The sequence below is a fragment of the Thermogemmatispora argillosa genome, assembly GCF_059696725.1.
Map to the genome: position 1 here is coordinate 4,160,548 of NZ_AP019377.1, position 13,149 is coordinate 4,173,696.

Sequence of the window (13,149 nt, forward strand, 5' to 3'; positions counted from 1 at the left end):
CTGCTATCACGCCTGCTATTGCCGCACATGGTAGCAGAAATATGGCCTCACGTCGAGAGGGCATAGCCTGCTTCGGGCCTGCGCCTCCTCCCTTTTACTACTGTTGAACTGATGAGCCGCGCTCTCTGGCGAGGTCTGTGGCCCTGTAACACGGGACTCAGCTTCGCTGAAAATTCTCCCAGACGGTGATGAATAAGGGCACTCAAGAATGAGAAGCCGGAGCTGTCTGCTCCTCCTTCTCATTTCCGGCTCATCACCTCTCTCTTTCTTCACCGATGGCAGATACATACTACTAGCTAGTTAGAGGCAAAAAGAAGACCTTATGTTACAAAGTACACAGCCCATGCTTACTTCTGGGGCAGAATACACGGCATCGGCTGAAAGCCTGGCATTGCGTACACGTGGCCTCACCAAGCGCTATGGCCAGCGTCTGGCGGTGGCTGATCTCAATCTGGAAGTCAGGCGCGGCGAAATTTTTGGCTTTCTGGGCCCCAATGGGGCGGGCAAGACAACCACCATTCGCATGCTCCTGGGGTTGATTACGCCAACGGCTGGTAGCATCGAGATCTTTGGCCAGGACCTGCGCCGCCGGGCCAGCTCAGTCTTGCCGCGTGTCGGAGCGCTGATCGAAACGCCGGCACTCTACCTGTACATGTCCGGGCGCGACAACTTGCGAGCCGTGGCCTCAGCACTGGGGGGCGTATCCGAGCGCCGCATTGATGAAGTTCTGGAAATGGTGGGTCTCAGAAACCGGCAAAAGGATCGCGTCAAAACCTACTCGCTGGGTATGAAGCAGCGTCTGGGCGTGGCTCTGGCGCTCTTGCATGATCCTGAGTTATTGATCCTCGATGAGCCAGCTAATGGCCTTGATCCTGCTGGCATCGTCGAGATGCGCGATCTACTGCATGCACTTGCCGCGCAAGGCAAAACCATCTTTATCTCCAGTCATCTGCTCAGCGAGGTCCAGCAGATCTGTACGCGCGTGGGAATTATCCGGTTGGGGAGACTGGTGACCGTGGCCAGCGTAGAAGAGCTGACTCGCGGGCGGGGCGAGTTCATCGTACGGGTGGAGCGTCCACAGGAGGCCCTGCGCCTCGTGCGCAGTCAGCCCTGGGGGGCAAGCGCCCGCCTCAACGAGAGCGGTGAGCTGGTGTCACCCGCTCCCGGAGGGCGCGGGCGCGAGCTCAATCGCTTTCTGATGGAAGCAGGTTTCATTCCGGAATCGTTGTCCCCCGCAACGCTCGACCTGGAGCAGGTTTTCCTGCAACTAACCGGTAACGACTCGCTCATAGGAGGAAGCGCGCTACGATGACAACGGTAACACAGGCAACAACGGCTTTTTCCAATGATGGCAGCAGCAGCGGGCTACCCCACCTGAAGGTGCGCCATCTGCGACCTCGCTTCTGGGGACTGGTACAGGCCGAGCTGCTCAAGCTCTCACGTCAGTGGACCACCTGGACTTTGTTCGCTCTGCTGCTCTGCTGCAATGCCGGTCTCTATGTTTTAGAGTTTGCTCTTGCTACTCCTGGGAGTGAGATCCAGAAAGATCCTTTGTTATACCTCTATCAACAATTGAGAGGAATAGACATATTGCGCGTCTTCAGCGGAATCGTGCTGATCGTTCTGGCGGCTCGCTGCATCGGCCTGGAATATCAGCTTGGCACGATTCGCATTCTCCTGGCGCGGGGCGTCGGACGCCTCCAACTCTTCTGGGCAAAGTTGTTGACGCTGCTACTGGTCAGTGCTCTCGTCCTCCTGCTCGGTGTGATAGAAGTCTTTGTCTGCGCGTCCCTGCTGACCCTCATCAAGGTCGGCAATCTGGAGGTCTTCAAAGCGGCTAACGCTGCATTCTGGCATGATGCCGGGCTGGCTGTCCTCAGTGTGGGGTGCAGCATGCTCCTCTCCATCCTGATGGCGGTGACGCTGGCCGTCATCGGACGCTCCCAGGCCTTTGGAGTCAGCGCTGCTATTGGCTACTTTCCGGCAGATAACTTTCTCGTTGCGCTCCTCTACTTTGCTTTCCGGCTGACGGATAATCCGTTCTGGCAGGATCTTTCTGCCTACCTGCTTGGCCCTAACCTCAACGCGATGGCGAGCGTCCTCACTGATTTCCGCTTTGTCTCGCTCGGCACGCTGCCCCTGAACCTGAAGCTGATCGATGCCCGTCACATCTGGCTTCTCCTGCTTGGCTATGCCCTGGTCTTTCTGACCATTTCGCTGGTGCTGACGCGCAACCGCGACGTGAAAGAGTAGCTTGCGCTGGCAGCGTCAGCACTGACCAAGTAACCAACCCAAACGGGCCGTGGCTGGCCGACTAGCGTAAGGACTGGCCTTAAGGCGCTGATAGAGAAGGCAGAGATAGACTAGCGCTCGCCGGGCGTTGACCTCGCGGGCGTTGCTGGCCGCTTGCACGGCGAGCGAGGTGGCGATCTCGTATTCCTTCAGCTCCAGGTGGGCCAGGGCGCGATAGATCAGGATGAACAGCCGGCGTGTGACAAACAGCGGCTCTATATGCTGACTGGCCTGGTCAAGCTCGCCAAGGGCCTGGCGAGCCTGGCCCAGGGCCAGCAGCGTTCTGGCGCGATTCAAGTGGTAGTAGCCAAGATCAGCGGCGAGAAAGTAGGGGTCGTCATCTGCGCTTGCCGCGCTCAGCAGGTGCCCTGCCTGATCAATAAGGGTCAGAGCCTGTTTGCGCTCTGGTTCATCTCTGGCCAGGTGGGCCAGGATATGTGCGGCCTCCTCCAGGACGAAGCGTTTCACAGAAGGGCAGGTCTGGGCCACGCGTTCCAGAGCCTCCTCAGCGTGTCGCCTGGCGCTCTCCGGCTCGCCTAGCTCGAAATGGGCAATGGCTTGCCCGATGAGAGCATTAGCCAGCAGGTCAAGATGAACGCGACTGTGAGGCTGAGGCCCAGGGCTGTCGAGGGCCTCCCAGCTACGAGCTACGGTCAGGCAGAGCTTGATGAACGGTAGGGCCGTGGCCATACCGTAGAGATCTGTCAGGCCATCGGCTACCAGTTGCGCGTAGTTAAAGCTCAAGCGTAGGCATTCTCCTCTGAGGTCATGCCGTATAAGGGGGGCAAGTCGCTTCAGGTACGTGAAGCGTCGCAGAGCGCGCGTCAATAGCGCTGGTTGGCGGCTCGTGCGGAACTCGGCATATAGCTCTGCCTGCAGACGTTGGTAGGTAGCTAGTAGAGGTTCCTCGTTCGCATCGCTGGGGAGGAGTAGGGCAGGTGGGGGAGAAGCGAGGTGGTCTGCAGATGGGGGGCGTTGGGTGGCCAGCCCGAGCAAATGGGGCGGAATGCCTAGAATGGCGGAGAGCATGCGGCGGCGCCGTGAGGAATCCAGATAATCGCTGCGATTCTCCATGCGGCGGATCGCCAGCTCCGACAGGCCCAGAGCCTCTGCCAGATCGGCCTGAGTCCACGTGCGCTCACCGCTCTCTTGACGCCGAATTTGCTGCTGACGATAGTACTTGATGATGGCTCCCGGCTGCGGATAGCCGTCCTCGCCGGCAGGAAAGGCCGGGTAGCCTTCCTGTACCCACCACGGCGGCGAGCCGGTCTGACGTGGATGCTGCGGATCAAGTCCCAGCAGCTCCGGTGGAATGGCGAGTAACTCGACTAGTTGGCGTCGCCGCTTCAGCGAGTCAAGTCCCTGCTGCTGTTTCTCCAGGTAGTAGATCATGCGGGCGTGAACGCCTAGCCGGCGCGCCAGCTCCGCCTGGGACCAGCCTTTTTGGCGACGGAAATGCGCCACAACCTGACCAGGATGGGGATAGTGCCCGTGTTCATCTTCGGGGTCAAATGCTCCGTAGGTCCTCCACCACTCAGCTGCCATGCTGCTCTCCCTTACCCTTTCCGCTTCTGCATCTGAGAGCCTCTGTGCTCACTGAAACATCTCTTCTTGATACACAAGAAAGAGACTGATAATTTGAATATTTCAATCTCAATCAGTCATTGTAACGTTTCGACGATCATTTTGCAAGCGGCCCGCGTTCGGCTGATCTGTTCTCTCTGGCCCTATTCCGCCCAGTACTGACCGCATCGCGGCTACTCAGGGACAGGGGCCTGCTCCTGATGCGGCTCCGTCTGCTCTCTCAGCGGTCCCATGAGCAGGCAGAGAACCCAGGTGACCAGCGTGGGCAGTTGCTGGCAAAGCAGCCATAGTCGCTGTACCTATAGAGAGCAAGATAAGGATGCCGGCCAGCAAAGTCCAGGTGGCGTCGGGCAGCGCCGGAGTCCAGGAATGTGCAAGTATTCCCAGGCTGACCAGCGTACTTCCCGCCACACCCGTGGCTGTCGTTGGCCAGAGCAGCCAGGGACTACCGGCTCTACCGTTCACTCTCGCCTCTGGCCCTCGGTAAGATGCCAGAATGAGTATATAGAAGCAGAAGAAAGAGACGAACATCCGCAGCAAAGCCATCGTGGCTAGCAGCAATGGCAGAGCGATCGCAGTAGAAACTGTCTCCAGATGCATCTGGGGGAGCAGCACGCTGAGCAAGATAGTCACCAAGCCTGTGAGCAGCGTCTGCGTGGCGAAAGCGCGCCAGGGGATGCGTTGCTGATTCAGCCGGGCCAGGCCGCTTGGCGCCAGGCCATCGAGGCTGACCACCAGTAGCAGGCGTGTGCAGGCAGCAGTATGGACAAAGGCCGCGCAGAGATAGAAAGCCAGCAAGCCGACCAGGGCCAGATTGCCAGCGGCGTGCCCCAGGGCCATTTCCAGCACAAGACCAGGTTCATCGCTGGGAGCAACCAGCGCCGAGAAGGCCAGCAGCAAGTAGCTACCGCTAAGCAGCAAAGCGCTGCCAAGCAAGGAACGGCCCGGGGGGAGACCTGGGCGCAGCTCGCCCGCCATGCTTAAAGGGGCGCTGTAACCCAGGTAAAGCAATGCTGCCAGACTACTGGGCGCGGATGGGGGCCTGTTGGCGGACCAGCCGGCGCGCCAGAAGGGCGGGAGTAACCAGGCTCGCTGCTGTAGCAGCACAAGACTGCAGATCCCGCTGAGTATTACGATGAGCAGCATCAGCATACTCAGCGCATTGACAACGCGCTGTACTGTCCGCTGGCGTTGCCAACCCAGGAGCAGCAGTAAGAGAAGTAAGGCCATAATCACCAGGCCGCGCTGCCACGGCTCAGCCAGCCAACCTGCTTTCAGGCTCTGCAGTGTCGTGACAAAGCTAATCAGGGCGCTGACGGCGGCCAATAAACCGGGCAGCCAGTCGCTGATTCCCACGACCGCGCCCCAGTAAGGTCCTAGCAAGCGTGCACTCCAGGTATAGACTGCTCCCTCAGCGGGAGCCAGGGCCATCAATTGTGCAGCGGCGAACGTCACAGGGAACAAGAATAGCGCGGCGCTCACAGTCGCGGCGAGCGCAGTCAGTGGCCCTTCCCTGATCAACTGCCATAGCGGACCGGGGGCGAACGACGCTGCAAAGTGTAACAGGCAAAGATCAAGCGATCCGATAGGCCGGGGTAAGGCCCGTCTCGTGTAATAGTGGGAGAGCGCTGGCGGGCAGATTGTCTGGGGAACGCGGCCTGCTAAGCCGCCGGTTCCGCTCTGTATATTGGCATCCCTGCCATCTGATTGCTGCCCTCTCATAACCTATTCCTCCTTCCTCTTCTCCTTCCACCCTGCGCCTCCAGGTGCTGATAGACAGAACAGAAGAGACGAGAGCGCTTAGACGAGCTAGCGCATCAAGCGGGCGGCTCGCCTCACGATCAAGTCCGCATTTTACACAAGAAACACCTTCATTCATATTGTACTGAAGGAAGTATAAGCAGTAGAAGCATGCGAAAGCTGTCCATGCTTGGCGTGCCTTGACAGAGGGGGGAAAGATGTGTTCTTATAGAAAGAACAAATGGCCGAAGGCAGCCGCCCAAGGCAGCCGCCCAAGGCGGTGCCAACCCTGACGCCTCGCCCGACCCGAGCGAGCGCTTATCAGTCTCACTCAGAGGCTGGTTCGCTCATTGATCAGCGGGAGGATGTGGTCCTGACCGGTCAGATGAAGCCGAAGAGCGGCCAGCGGGTGTAGAGACGGACCGCGACCCTTCCAAGGCCTGTATTCAGCGGGTTCATGCGGCGGGGCGCCACAGTGCCACCATGCCAGAAGGACAGACGTACTGCTTGCCATACTGCCCGCAAAATCAGGATCAAGGCAGGACAGGCAACCCAGGAAGCGCACCCCTGTGAAAACGATAAGATGACCCCTGAACAAACCAGAGGGGAAAAGCCAGCGAGCGACCTCCCGACTGTGCGCTCAGGCCTGCTGCGACCATGCTGGCCAGGCCGACCAGCCAGAGGGAGGAGCAAGCCGGAGGGAAGGCGTCCCGTAGTGCGGCGTTCGTCTATCCTGCGGAAGAGGAACGAGTGGCCCGGCACAACAGACCGACCGAACTCCACAGCCTGGAGGACGCGGGACCACGTGCCGGGCGTTCGCGTATGTTGAAGGAGGAAAGGAAGGAGAACTATGGCCGAGGCTCATACAGCAGAAACCATTGACGACCTGCAAGCGCATCCTGCCATTGCACCGGCCGAACTTGAGCTAGATGGCCGAGAGAAATTCGTAGGCGAAGGATTGACCTTCGACGACGTCCTGATCATCCCGGCAGCCTCGCGGGTCCTACCCCGTGATGTCTCAACCAAAGCCCGCCTCACCCGTACCATTAGCGTCAACATTCCCATCGTCAGCGCCGCAATGGACACGGTCACCGAAGCGCGCATGGCCATTGCCCTGGCGCGCGAGGGGGGCATCGGTGTCATCCACCGCAACCTCTCGATTGAGGACCAGGCGCGAGAGGTTGATAAAGTCAAGCGTTCCGAATCGGGTATGATCACCGACCCTGTCACCCTGGGGCCACAGGCCTCCCTGCGCGAAGCGCTCCAGGTCATGCAGCACTTCCACATTTCTGGGATTCCCGTTGTCGAAAACGGCAAACTGGTAGGCATCCTCACCAATCGCGACATTCGCTTTGAGACCAACCTTGACCGACCGGTCTCCGAGCTGATGACGCGCGAGAACCTGATCACCGTACCGGTGGGCACGACCCTGGAGCAAGCGCGCGACATTCTTCACCGCCACAAGATCGAGAAGCTGCCCGTCGTTGACGAGCACGGCATGTTACGCGGCCTCATAACGATCAAAGACATTCAGAAAAAGATCCTCTATCCTAATGCCGCCAAAGATGAATACGGGCGCCTGCGGGTCGCGGCAGCGGTTGGAGTTGGACCTGACACCGATGCGCGCGCTGGGGCATTGGTTGAAGAAGGGGCTGATGTTCTGGTCGTCGATACCTCGCATGGACACTCGCAGATGGTCGTGGACACCGTGGCGCGTCTCAAGCGCCTCTTCGGCGAACGAGTCCAGATCATGGCCGGCAACGTTGTCACCGGCGAAGCTACCGAGGCCTTGATCCAGGCGGGAGCAGACGCCGTCAAGGTTGGCATTGGAGCAGGCTCCATCTGCACGACGCGCGTCATCGCTGGCGTTGGCATGCCGCAGATTACAGCCATCTATGAATGTGCGCGCGTGGCCCGCCGCTATGGCATCCCGATCGTCGGTGATGGCGGCATCCAGTACTCAGGCGACATCGCCAAGGCCATTGCCGCTGGTGCCGATACCGTCATGCTCGGCAGCCTGTTGGCTGGTGTTGATGAAAGCCCTGGCGAGCTGATCATCTCGCACGGCGAGCGCTTCAAAGATTACCGGGGTATGGGGTCGATCGCTGCCATGAAGCAGCGCAGCTATAGTAAGGATCGCTACTTTCAAGGCGAAGTCGGCGACGAGTCTCAGCTAATCGCTGAAGGCATTGAAGCACGCGTCCCCTACAAAGGCATGTTAGGACCCCTCGTACATCAGCTTGTCGGTGGGCTGCGCCAGGCGATGGGCTACGCCGGCTGCGCCACAATTGAGGAGATGCAAACGCGCACGCGCTTTGTGCGCATCACCAGTGCCGGGCTGCGCGAGAGCCATCCCCATGATGTCATGATCACCAAGGAAGCGCCCAACTACGGTACCAAGTTCCGCTAGTCTCGTAAAAAGTAGCCTTGGGAGAAGCGGGGCACCCGCTCGCCCGAGGGCAGAGCAAGCCACAAGCACCCGCTATGACTTGCTCTGCCCCGACCGGGCCGGGCCTACCAGACAGCCAGGGCGTATGAACGGCCCAGACTCAGCAATCCGCTGAGCGCTTGGGCGTCCGGCTGCCGGGCGGCCTCTCTTGGCCCCGCAGCCGGGCCAACTCTAGCTCTACATTAATCAAGCGGCGCTGAAAAGCAGCAGCCACCTCCCGCAGCTCTGCGAGCTGTTGCCGGAGTTCGGCACAAGGAGAATCGCCAGTCCCAGGAGCACCACGCTGCCCGGGAGCCAAAGACCTGGTCAGGCCCACCTCATCAGGCTGACCATAGCTAGCCAGGTAGGCAAAGAGTTCATCCCAGGGATAAGGACCCGGGCAATAGCTGCGTCCTTCTGGGTCGAGCGAGAAATGACCAGTGATGCCGCCCTGGGCATCGGCGTACCGCCGCGGAATGCCGTGCCGCTCACAGAGATGGGCAATCAGCAAGAAACTGGCGCGCTTTTGCGCTTCAGTTAGCTCGTCGCCATTATCGCGCCTCAGCTTATGGTGCTCAATCGAGAGCGTCACGTAGTTGGGATTACCCACGGCTCCCCACCAGCGATCGTGCCCGCGGCTCACCAAACCGTTGCCCCAGGCGGCATCAGCCTCGCGCACAAGCTGAAAGATGCGCCCATCGCGCCCAACCAGATAATGCGTGCTCGCCTCTGTCTCAGGGCGCTGGAAGAAGGCCACCACCTCCTCTGCAGTAGCAAAACCAGCGGTCCCATGCACAATAATCCAACGTGCTCGCTCCCCACGACGACCGGGGAAGTAATTGGGCGAAGGGCACCACAACGCTCCAGGTTCGTCCATCGAGAGCTACTCCTTGTCCTTGGATTGATGACTGAAACGGCTTCGCGCAAACATCTACATATAACCATTAGCCAAGAAGTCTCATCTAGTTGCGCTCCCAAGCCGTATCGTATACAATACCAGCAGTCCCCGTATGGCAGAGCATAGGCGGGAACACGCTGGATAATTGGCACCGGCGTTCCCTACATCCACCTGCCGCGAGGCGCAAACCCATACCATATGTTTGTCTGGCTTCTTTCGTCGTTCATTCGCTCGCTAGCTAGCTACCAGTCAGCAAGGTAAGGTAGTTCTATCTGTGCGACCGATCGATCGATCTACCGACCAACCCGTTGCGGTGGTGCGTTCCGTGAGAGACGGAGGAGAGCATGGTTGACCTGAAGCAGGCGCTGGGCCGCTTCTTGACCATCCCGGGCGTGAGGATGGCCATTCTCGTCGGACGAGACGGCCTGCTGATCGAGGGCGTCCCCCGCGATAGCAAGGAGGATCTCGAAGCCGTGGGAGCTATTATGACAAGTGGCCTGAGCGCCGCGGAGGCTCTGGGACGGGAGATCGCTCGCGGCGGGCTTGTTGGCACTCTCGTCGAGTTCGAGCACGGCCTGGTGAGCGCTGACCCTCTGGGCGATTTCGCGCTGATCGTGACGGTCTTCGACTCCGCTTCGGCTCTGGGGCGGGTTCGCCATCTGATCAAAAGCAGCCGCGATGAGATCCTCGAAGCGCTCGATATCGCTTGATCAGGCGCCTTCGCTCGCCATTCGCTCACTAGCTCGCTCGTGTGCGGTTACGTTGTCTGTTTGGCTATCTATCTGTCTTTGTGGCTTTCTTGCTGCGGTTTGTTCATGACGCCCGCTGCTCGCTGGCGCTCATGAAGCTGTGCCTGTGCTGTGCACGCTAAGCTTGTTGTACCGGACCGGAGGCGGCGCGTACATGGAGCAATTATCAAATCTGGTTATTTCGGATCATGAACTTGAGGCTATCCGGGCAACACTCAGCAAGTTGTTGCACGATACCAGCGCGTCCACTGTGATGCTGCTCGATAAGAGCGGCCAGGTGATCTCTAACTTCGGCAATGGGGTGCGCCGCAATGTGACTTCCCTGGGTGCCTTGCTCGCCGGCGCCTTCTCCTCCTCTCGCCAGGTGGCTGAACTCCTCGGGGAGAAGGATTTCCGTACGATCTTCCAGCAGGGCATGCATGAGAATATCTATACCACCCTCGTCGAGGAACAGTGGCTGCTGGTCATCGTCTTTGATAAACTCACTCATATCGGCCTGGTCAAGGTGCTCTCTAAAAAGGCTACCGATGAGCTGGTGCGTGTCCTGGCTCGCGTCAAGGCCGATACGACTCGTCGCAAGACGTCCGTGATTAATGTGGAGTTCCGCTCCTCTGTCGAGGATACGATCGATCTGCTTTTCCGCGATTAGGGCCTGCTTCCGAGGTAATTGGTTTCTATGGCTCTTATCAATATCGCTACTCACGAGATCCATTGCAAAATTGTCTACTACGGCATTGGATATTGTGGGAAGACTACTAATCTGCAGTACGTGTATAAGAGCATTAACCCCGCCATCCGCGGTGAGATGCTCTCCATCGCGACTGAAACTGAGCGTACGCTCTTTTTCGATTTCCTCCCCCTCGACCTCGGTACGGTGCATGGTTTCCGCACTCGCTTCCATTTGTATACGGTGCCCGGCCAGATCCTTTATGAGCGTACTCGCCTGGCTGTCCTCAATGGCGCCGATGGGATCGTCTTTGTGGTGGATTCGCAAGCGGAAAAGTTTGAGGAAAATGTCCAGAGCATTGCCGAGCTGGAGATGTATATGCGGCGCCTCGGTAAGGATCTCAGCCATTTCCCGTTTGTGATGCAGTGGAATAAACGTGATCTCCCCTCGGCTTTGCCCGTTCATGTGCTCGACCGTTATTTGAACCGCCGGAGGGTGCCAGCTTTCGAGGCGGTTGCTTCGAGTGGAATTGGCGTCTTCGCTACGCTGCGCGCTATTAGTAAGAGTGTCATCGCCCAGCTCTGAGCGACTGGCTGGCGGGCTGGGCTGTGGACTGCGGGCTTTTCGGACCGGACCCCGACACGCTGCAGCGGCGGCCAAACAGCCCGCTGCCTGCTTCCCTCGCGACCAAGATCGCTGCTCTTCTTCCTTCGTCCTCTCACTGCTGCTGGGTGGAGAAGCGTGGTAGCAAGGGCACATGGTAGAATATGGTGCAGATAATAGGCAGGGGGAAGGGGGGTAAGAGGGTCCGTCAGGCAGGGCGACGAGCCGCCAGGGAGGTTGCTGCTTGGCGCGCTCCTGGCTGACCATCTCGGCCCGCGCTATGTATATCTATGGCGTCGATTTTACTAGTGCTCCTTGCCGTCGTAAGCCGATCGTGGTGGCCATAGGACAGCTAGAGGGCCTTGGCCTCGCTATCCTTGGCCTCGAAGAATGCTACGACTGGGCCTCGTTCGAAACCTACCTGCATCTCCCCGGCCCCTGGATCGCAGCCCTCGATCTCCCCTTTGGGTTGCCAGCCATAGTGATATCGGCCCTGGGCTGGCCATCAACCTGGGCGGATTACGTGGCCCTCGTGGCCCGGCTGGACCTCCCCATTTTTTTAGATCGGCTTCAAAGCTACAGCGCCCGTCAACCGCAGGGCCAGAGGCTGCCACGTCGACAAACGGATATCTTCGCTGGCGCGCTTAGTCCCCTCATGCTCCACGGCATTCCCCTGGCCCGCATGTTCTGGCAAGGAGCGCCCCGCCTTCTGGCTAGCGGGGCCTGCGTGCTTCCCTGTCACCCGGTGGAAGAGGCGCGCTTTCTCCTGGAGGGCTATCCCGCCCTGGTGGCACGGCGTTGGCTGGGGCGCCAGCCTTACAAAAGCGAGCGTGGAGGACAGGACACAACTGCCCACCGCCAGGCGCGTGCTCTTCTGCTGACCGCCTTGACTTCCAGCGCTCTCACCCAGAGCTATGGTCTGACGCTCGCACTTCCTGAAACTTATAGCTTGCTCTGCCTGGAGGATGCGCGCGGTGATCATCTCGATGCTCTCCTCTGTGCCATCCAGGCCGCCTGGGCTGCCCATGCCAGCGGCGCTGTGCACGCTGCTACCCCCGACCAGATGCGGCGCCAGCTCTACGCGCTCCTGCCGCCCTGCAATCCCAATGAGGGCTGGATCTGGGACCCTGCGCTCTCTGGCGAGGCTCGCCTTGCTTGAGAGAAAAGGCAATTTTACCAGAGCCTCGGGCAAGTCTCAGAGAAGGACGCTAATAATGCCCAGTAGTGTAATGATTACACCAATGCTGGCCGTCAAAGAAGGGATCTCGTGCAGCCAGAGAATGCCCAGCAGAATACCGCCAGTAACCTCCTGCGTAGCGATCAGATTCGCATAGGTCGCGTGCAGCGTCCGGAGCGAAGCATTATAGAGCGTATGCCCCAGACCGAGGGGCAAAACTCCCAGAGCGATAACAGCACCTAGAGCCGGCAGCGGATAAGCGTGACGGAAGGCAAAATAGAGCATCACTGGTAGCAACCAGAGGGCGGCCAGACCATAAACATAGAAAGTATAGCGGAAGAGTGGATGGCGATCTCGTTCGCCACGGCCGGCAATCGAGTAGATCCCGTAACAGATAGCTGAAAGGAGAGCCAGACCGTCGCCAAGCAGCATGCAGTGTCCTTCTTGAGGCTGGCAGGCCGTATAGTGCGGCTCAAAGCCGGCCATAAACGCCACGCCAATTACTGCCACAGCGATACCGACATACTTGCGCACAGGCAGCGACTCACGCAGCACCAGAGCCGAAAAGAGTGCCACAAAAATGGGGGAGGTGTAGACAATAGCCAGCGAATGGGCGATAGTTGTAAAGCTCAGAGAAGCAATGTAAAAAATAAAATGCAGGGCGGTCACCAGACCATAGAAGACAAAGCGGAGCAGCTCTCCAGGAGAGAGCCGCAGAGATTGACGTGTGATCAGTCCCAGCAGCAATACGAGCAAAGCAGCGATCGCAAGGCGCCAGAAGGCGATTTCGACCGAAGTAAAAGGACTGGCCAGACGAATAAAGACAGGGCTTGTCGAAAAAAAGAAAACTGCCAGGCAGGCATAGAGTAGGCCCTGCCAGGGACGACCTTGCGTACCGACGCTGGTGGGAACAGCAGCATTCGTGCTCGTGTCTTCAGAATCAGAAGAAGAATGAAACTTCATCAGGCTCCTCCTAGCATGGCCCGACCACCTGATCAGGCAAGCAGTGAA

General features: G+C 59.0%; 12 protein-coding genes. 8 read left to right on the forward strand and 4 right to left on the reverse strand.

Going from position 1 to position 13,149, the window contains the following annotated elements; translation table 11 throughout:
* Positions 1-322: 322 nt before the first annotated feature.
* Both AC6H1L_RS16245 and AC6H1L_RS16250 read left to right on the forward strand, forming a co-directional pair.
* Entirely contained in the window at positions 323-1,312 is a 990-nt protein-coding gene (locus AC6H1L_RS16245; RefSeq protein WP_497598530.1) for an ABC transporter ATP-binding protein, read from the forward strand.
* The gene (locus AC6H1L_RS16250; protein WP_497598531.1) at positions 1,309-2,253 is read left to right on the forward strand and encodes an ABC transporter permease; all 945 of its coding nucleotides are present in this window, start codon (positions 1,309-1,311) and stop codon (positions 2,251-2,253) included. Before AC6H1L_RS16245 ends, AC6H1L_RS16250 begins: the two co-directional genes overlap by 4 nt.
* Before the next feature lie 15 nt (positions 2,254-2,268).
* Here the strand turns inward: AC6H1L_RS16250 and AC6H1L_RS16255 are convergent, their stop codons facing one another.
* Together AC6H1L_RS16255 and AC6H1L_RS16260 are read right to left on the reverse strand one after the other, a co-directional pair.
* A complete protein-coding gene (locus AC6H1L_RS16255) occupies positions 2,269-3,837 on the reverse strand; it encodes a helix-turn-helix domain-containing protein (protein WP_497598532.1) in 1,569 nt (522 codons plus the stop codon).
* Positions 3,838-4,053: 216 nt separating this feature from the next.
* Positions 4,054-5,598 (reverse strand): amino acid permease, encoded by a 1,545-nt coding sequence (locus AC6H1L_RS16260; protein ID WP_497598533.1) that lies wholly within the window; start codon positions 5,596-5,598, stop codon positions 4,054-4,056.
* Positions 5,599-5,857: 259 nt separating this feature from the next.
* Here AC6H1L_RS16260 and AC6H1L_RS16265 point away from each other — a divergent pair, with 259 nt between their 5' ends.
* Positions 5,858-6,031, forward strand: a complete 174-nt coding sequence (locus tag AC6H1L_RS16265) for a hypothetical protein (protein ID WP_497598534.1) — start codon at positions 5,858-5,860, stop codon at positions 6,029-6,031.
* A gap of 435 nt (positions 6,032-6,466) precedes the next feature.
* Positions 6,467-8,026, forward strand: a complete 1,560-nt coding sequence (gene guaB, locus AC6H1L_RS16270; protein WP_497598535.1) for an IMP dehydrogenase — start codon at positions 6,467-6,469, stop codon at positions 8,024-8,026.
* 139 nt (positions 8,027-8,165) lie between these two features.
* Here guaB and AC6H1L_RS16275 read toward each other — a convergent pair whose 3' ends face one another.
* Complete coding sequence (locus AC6H1L_RS16275; protein ID WP_497598536.1) at positions 8,166-8,921, reverse strand: N-acetylmuramoyl-L-alanine amidase; 756 nt, start codon at positions 8,919-8,921, stop codon at positions 8,166-8,168.
* A gap of 365 nt (positions 8,922-9,286) precedes the next feature.
* On the opposite strand from AC6H1L_RS16275, the gene AC6H1L_RS16280 reads away from it, so the two are divergent.
* The 4 genes from AC6H1L_RS16280 (at position 9,287) to AC6H1L_RS16295 (ending at position 12,120) form a co-directional block, all read left to right on the forward strand.
* Complete coding sequence (locus AC6H1L_RS16280; protein WP_497598537.1) at positions 9,287-9,652, forward strand: roadblock/LC7 domain-containing protein; 366 nt, start codon at positions 9,287-9,289, stop codon at positions 9,650-9,652.
* A 193-nt stretch (positions 9,653-9,845) separates the two neighbouring features.
* Positions 9,846-10,340 (forward strand): roadblock/LC7 domain-containing protein, encoded by a 495-nt coding sequence (locus AC6H1L_RS16285; protein WP_497598538.1) that lies wholly within the window; start codon positions 9,846-9,848, stop codon positions 10,338-10,340.
* 27 nt (positions 10,341-10,367) lie between these two features.
* Positions 10,368-10,943 (forward strand): GTP-binding protein, encoded by a 576-nt coding sequence (locus tag AC6H1L_RS16290; protein WP_151726936.1) that lies wholly within the window; start codon positions 10,368-10,370, stop codon positions 10,941-10,943.
* A 262-nt stretch (positions 10,944-11,205) separates the two neighbouring features.
* Entirely contained in the window at positions 11,206-12,120 is a 915-nt protein-coding gene (locus AC6H1L_RS16295) for a DUF429 domain-containing protein (RefSeq protein WP_497598539.1), read from the forward strand.
* Positions 12,121-12,156: 36 nt separating this feature from the next.
* On the opposite strand, the gene AC6H1L_RS16300 is transcribed toward AC6H1L_RS16295, so the two are convergent.
* Complete coding sequence (locus tag AC6H1L_RS16300; RefSeq protein WP_497598540.1) at positions 12,157-13,101, reverse strand: DMT family transporter; 945 nt, start codon at positions 13,099-13,101, stop codon at positions 12,157-12,159.
* Positions 13,102-13,149 lie beyond the last annotated feature (48 nt).

Excerpts from the sequence above, each read along its gene's own strand:
- AC6H1L_RS16245 (WP_497598530.1), top strand. The coding sequence starts at position 323 with ATGTTACAAAGTACACAGCCCATGCTTACTTCTGGGGCAGAATACACG.
- AC6H1L_RS16250 (WP_497598531.1), top strand. The coding sequence starts at position 1,309 with ATGACAACGGTAACACAGGCAACAACGGCTTTTTCCAATGATGGCAGC.
- AC6H1L_RS16255 (WP_497598532.1), bottom strand. The coding sequence starts at position 3,837 with ATGGCAGCTGAGTGGTGGAGGACCTACGGAGCATTTGACCCCGAAGAT.
- AC6H1L_RS16260 (WP_497598533.1), bottom strand. The coding sequence starts at position 5,598 with ATGAGAGGGCAGCAATCAGATGGCAGGGATGCCAATATACAGAGCGGA.
- AC6H1L_RS16265 (WP_497598534.1), top strand. The coding sequence starts at position 5,858 with ATGGCCGAAGGCAGCCGCCCAAGGCAGCCGCCCAAGGCGGTGCCAACC.
- guaB (WP_497598535.1), top strand. The coding sequence starts at position 6,467 with ATGGCCGAGGCTCATACAGCAGAAACCATTGACGACCTGCAAGCGCAT.
- AC6H1L_RS16275 (WP_497598536.1), bottom strand. The coding sequence starts at position 8,921 with ATGGACGAACCTGGAGCGTTGTGGTGCCCTTCGCCCAATTACTTCCCC.
- AC6H1L_RS16280 (WP_497598537.1), top strand. The coding sequence starts at position 9,287 with ATGGTTGACCTGAAGCAGGCGCTGGGCCGCTTCTTGACCATCCCGGGC.
- AC6H1L_RS16285 (WP_497598538.1), top strand. The coding sequence starts at position 9,846 with ATGGAGCAATTATCAAATCTGGTTATTTCGGATCATGAACTTGAGGCT.
- AC6H1L_RS16290 (WP_151726936.1), top strand. The coding sequence starts at position 10,368 with ATGGCTCTTATCAATATCGCTACTCACGAGATCCATTGCAAAATTGTC.
- AC6H1L_RS16300 (WP_497598540.1), bottom strand. The coding sequence starts at position 13,101 with ATGAAGTTTCATTCTTCTTCTGATTCTGAAGACACGAGCACGAATGCT.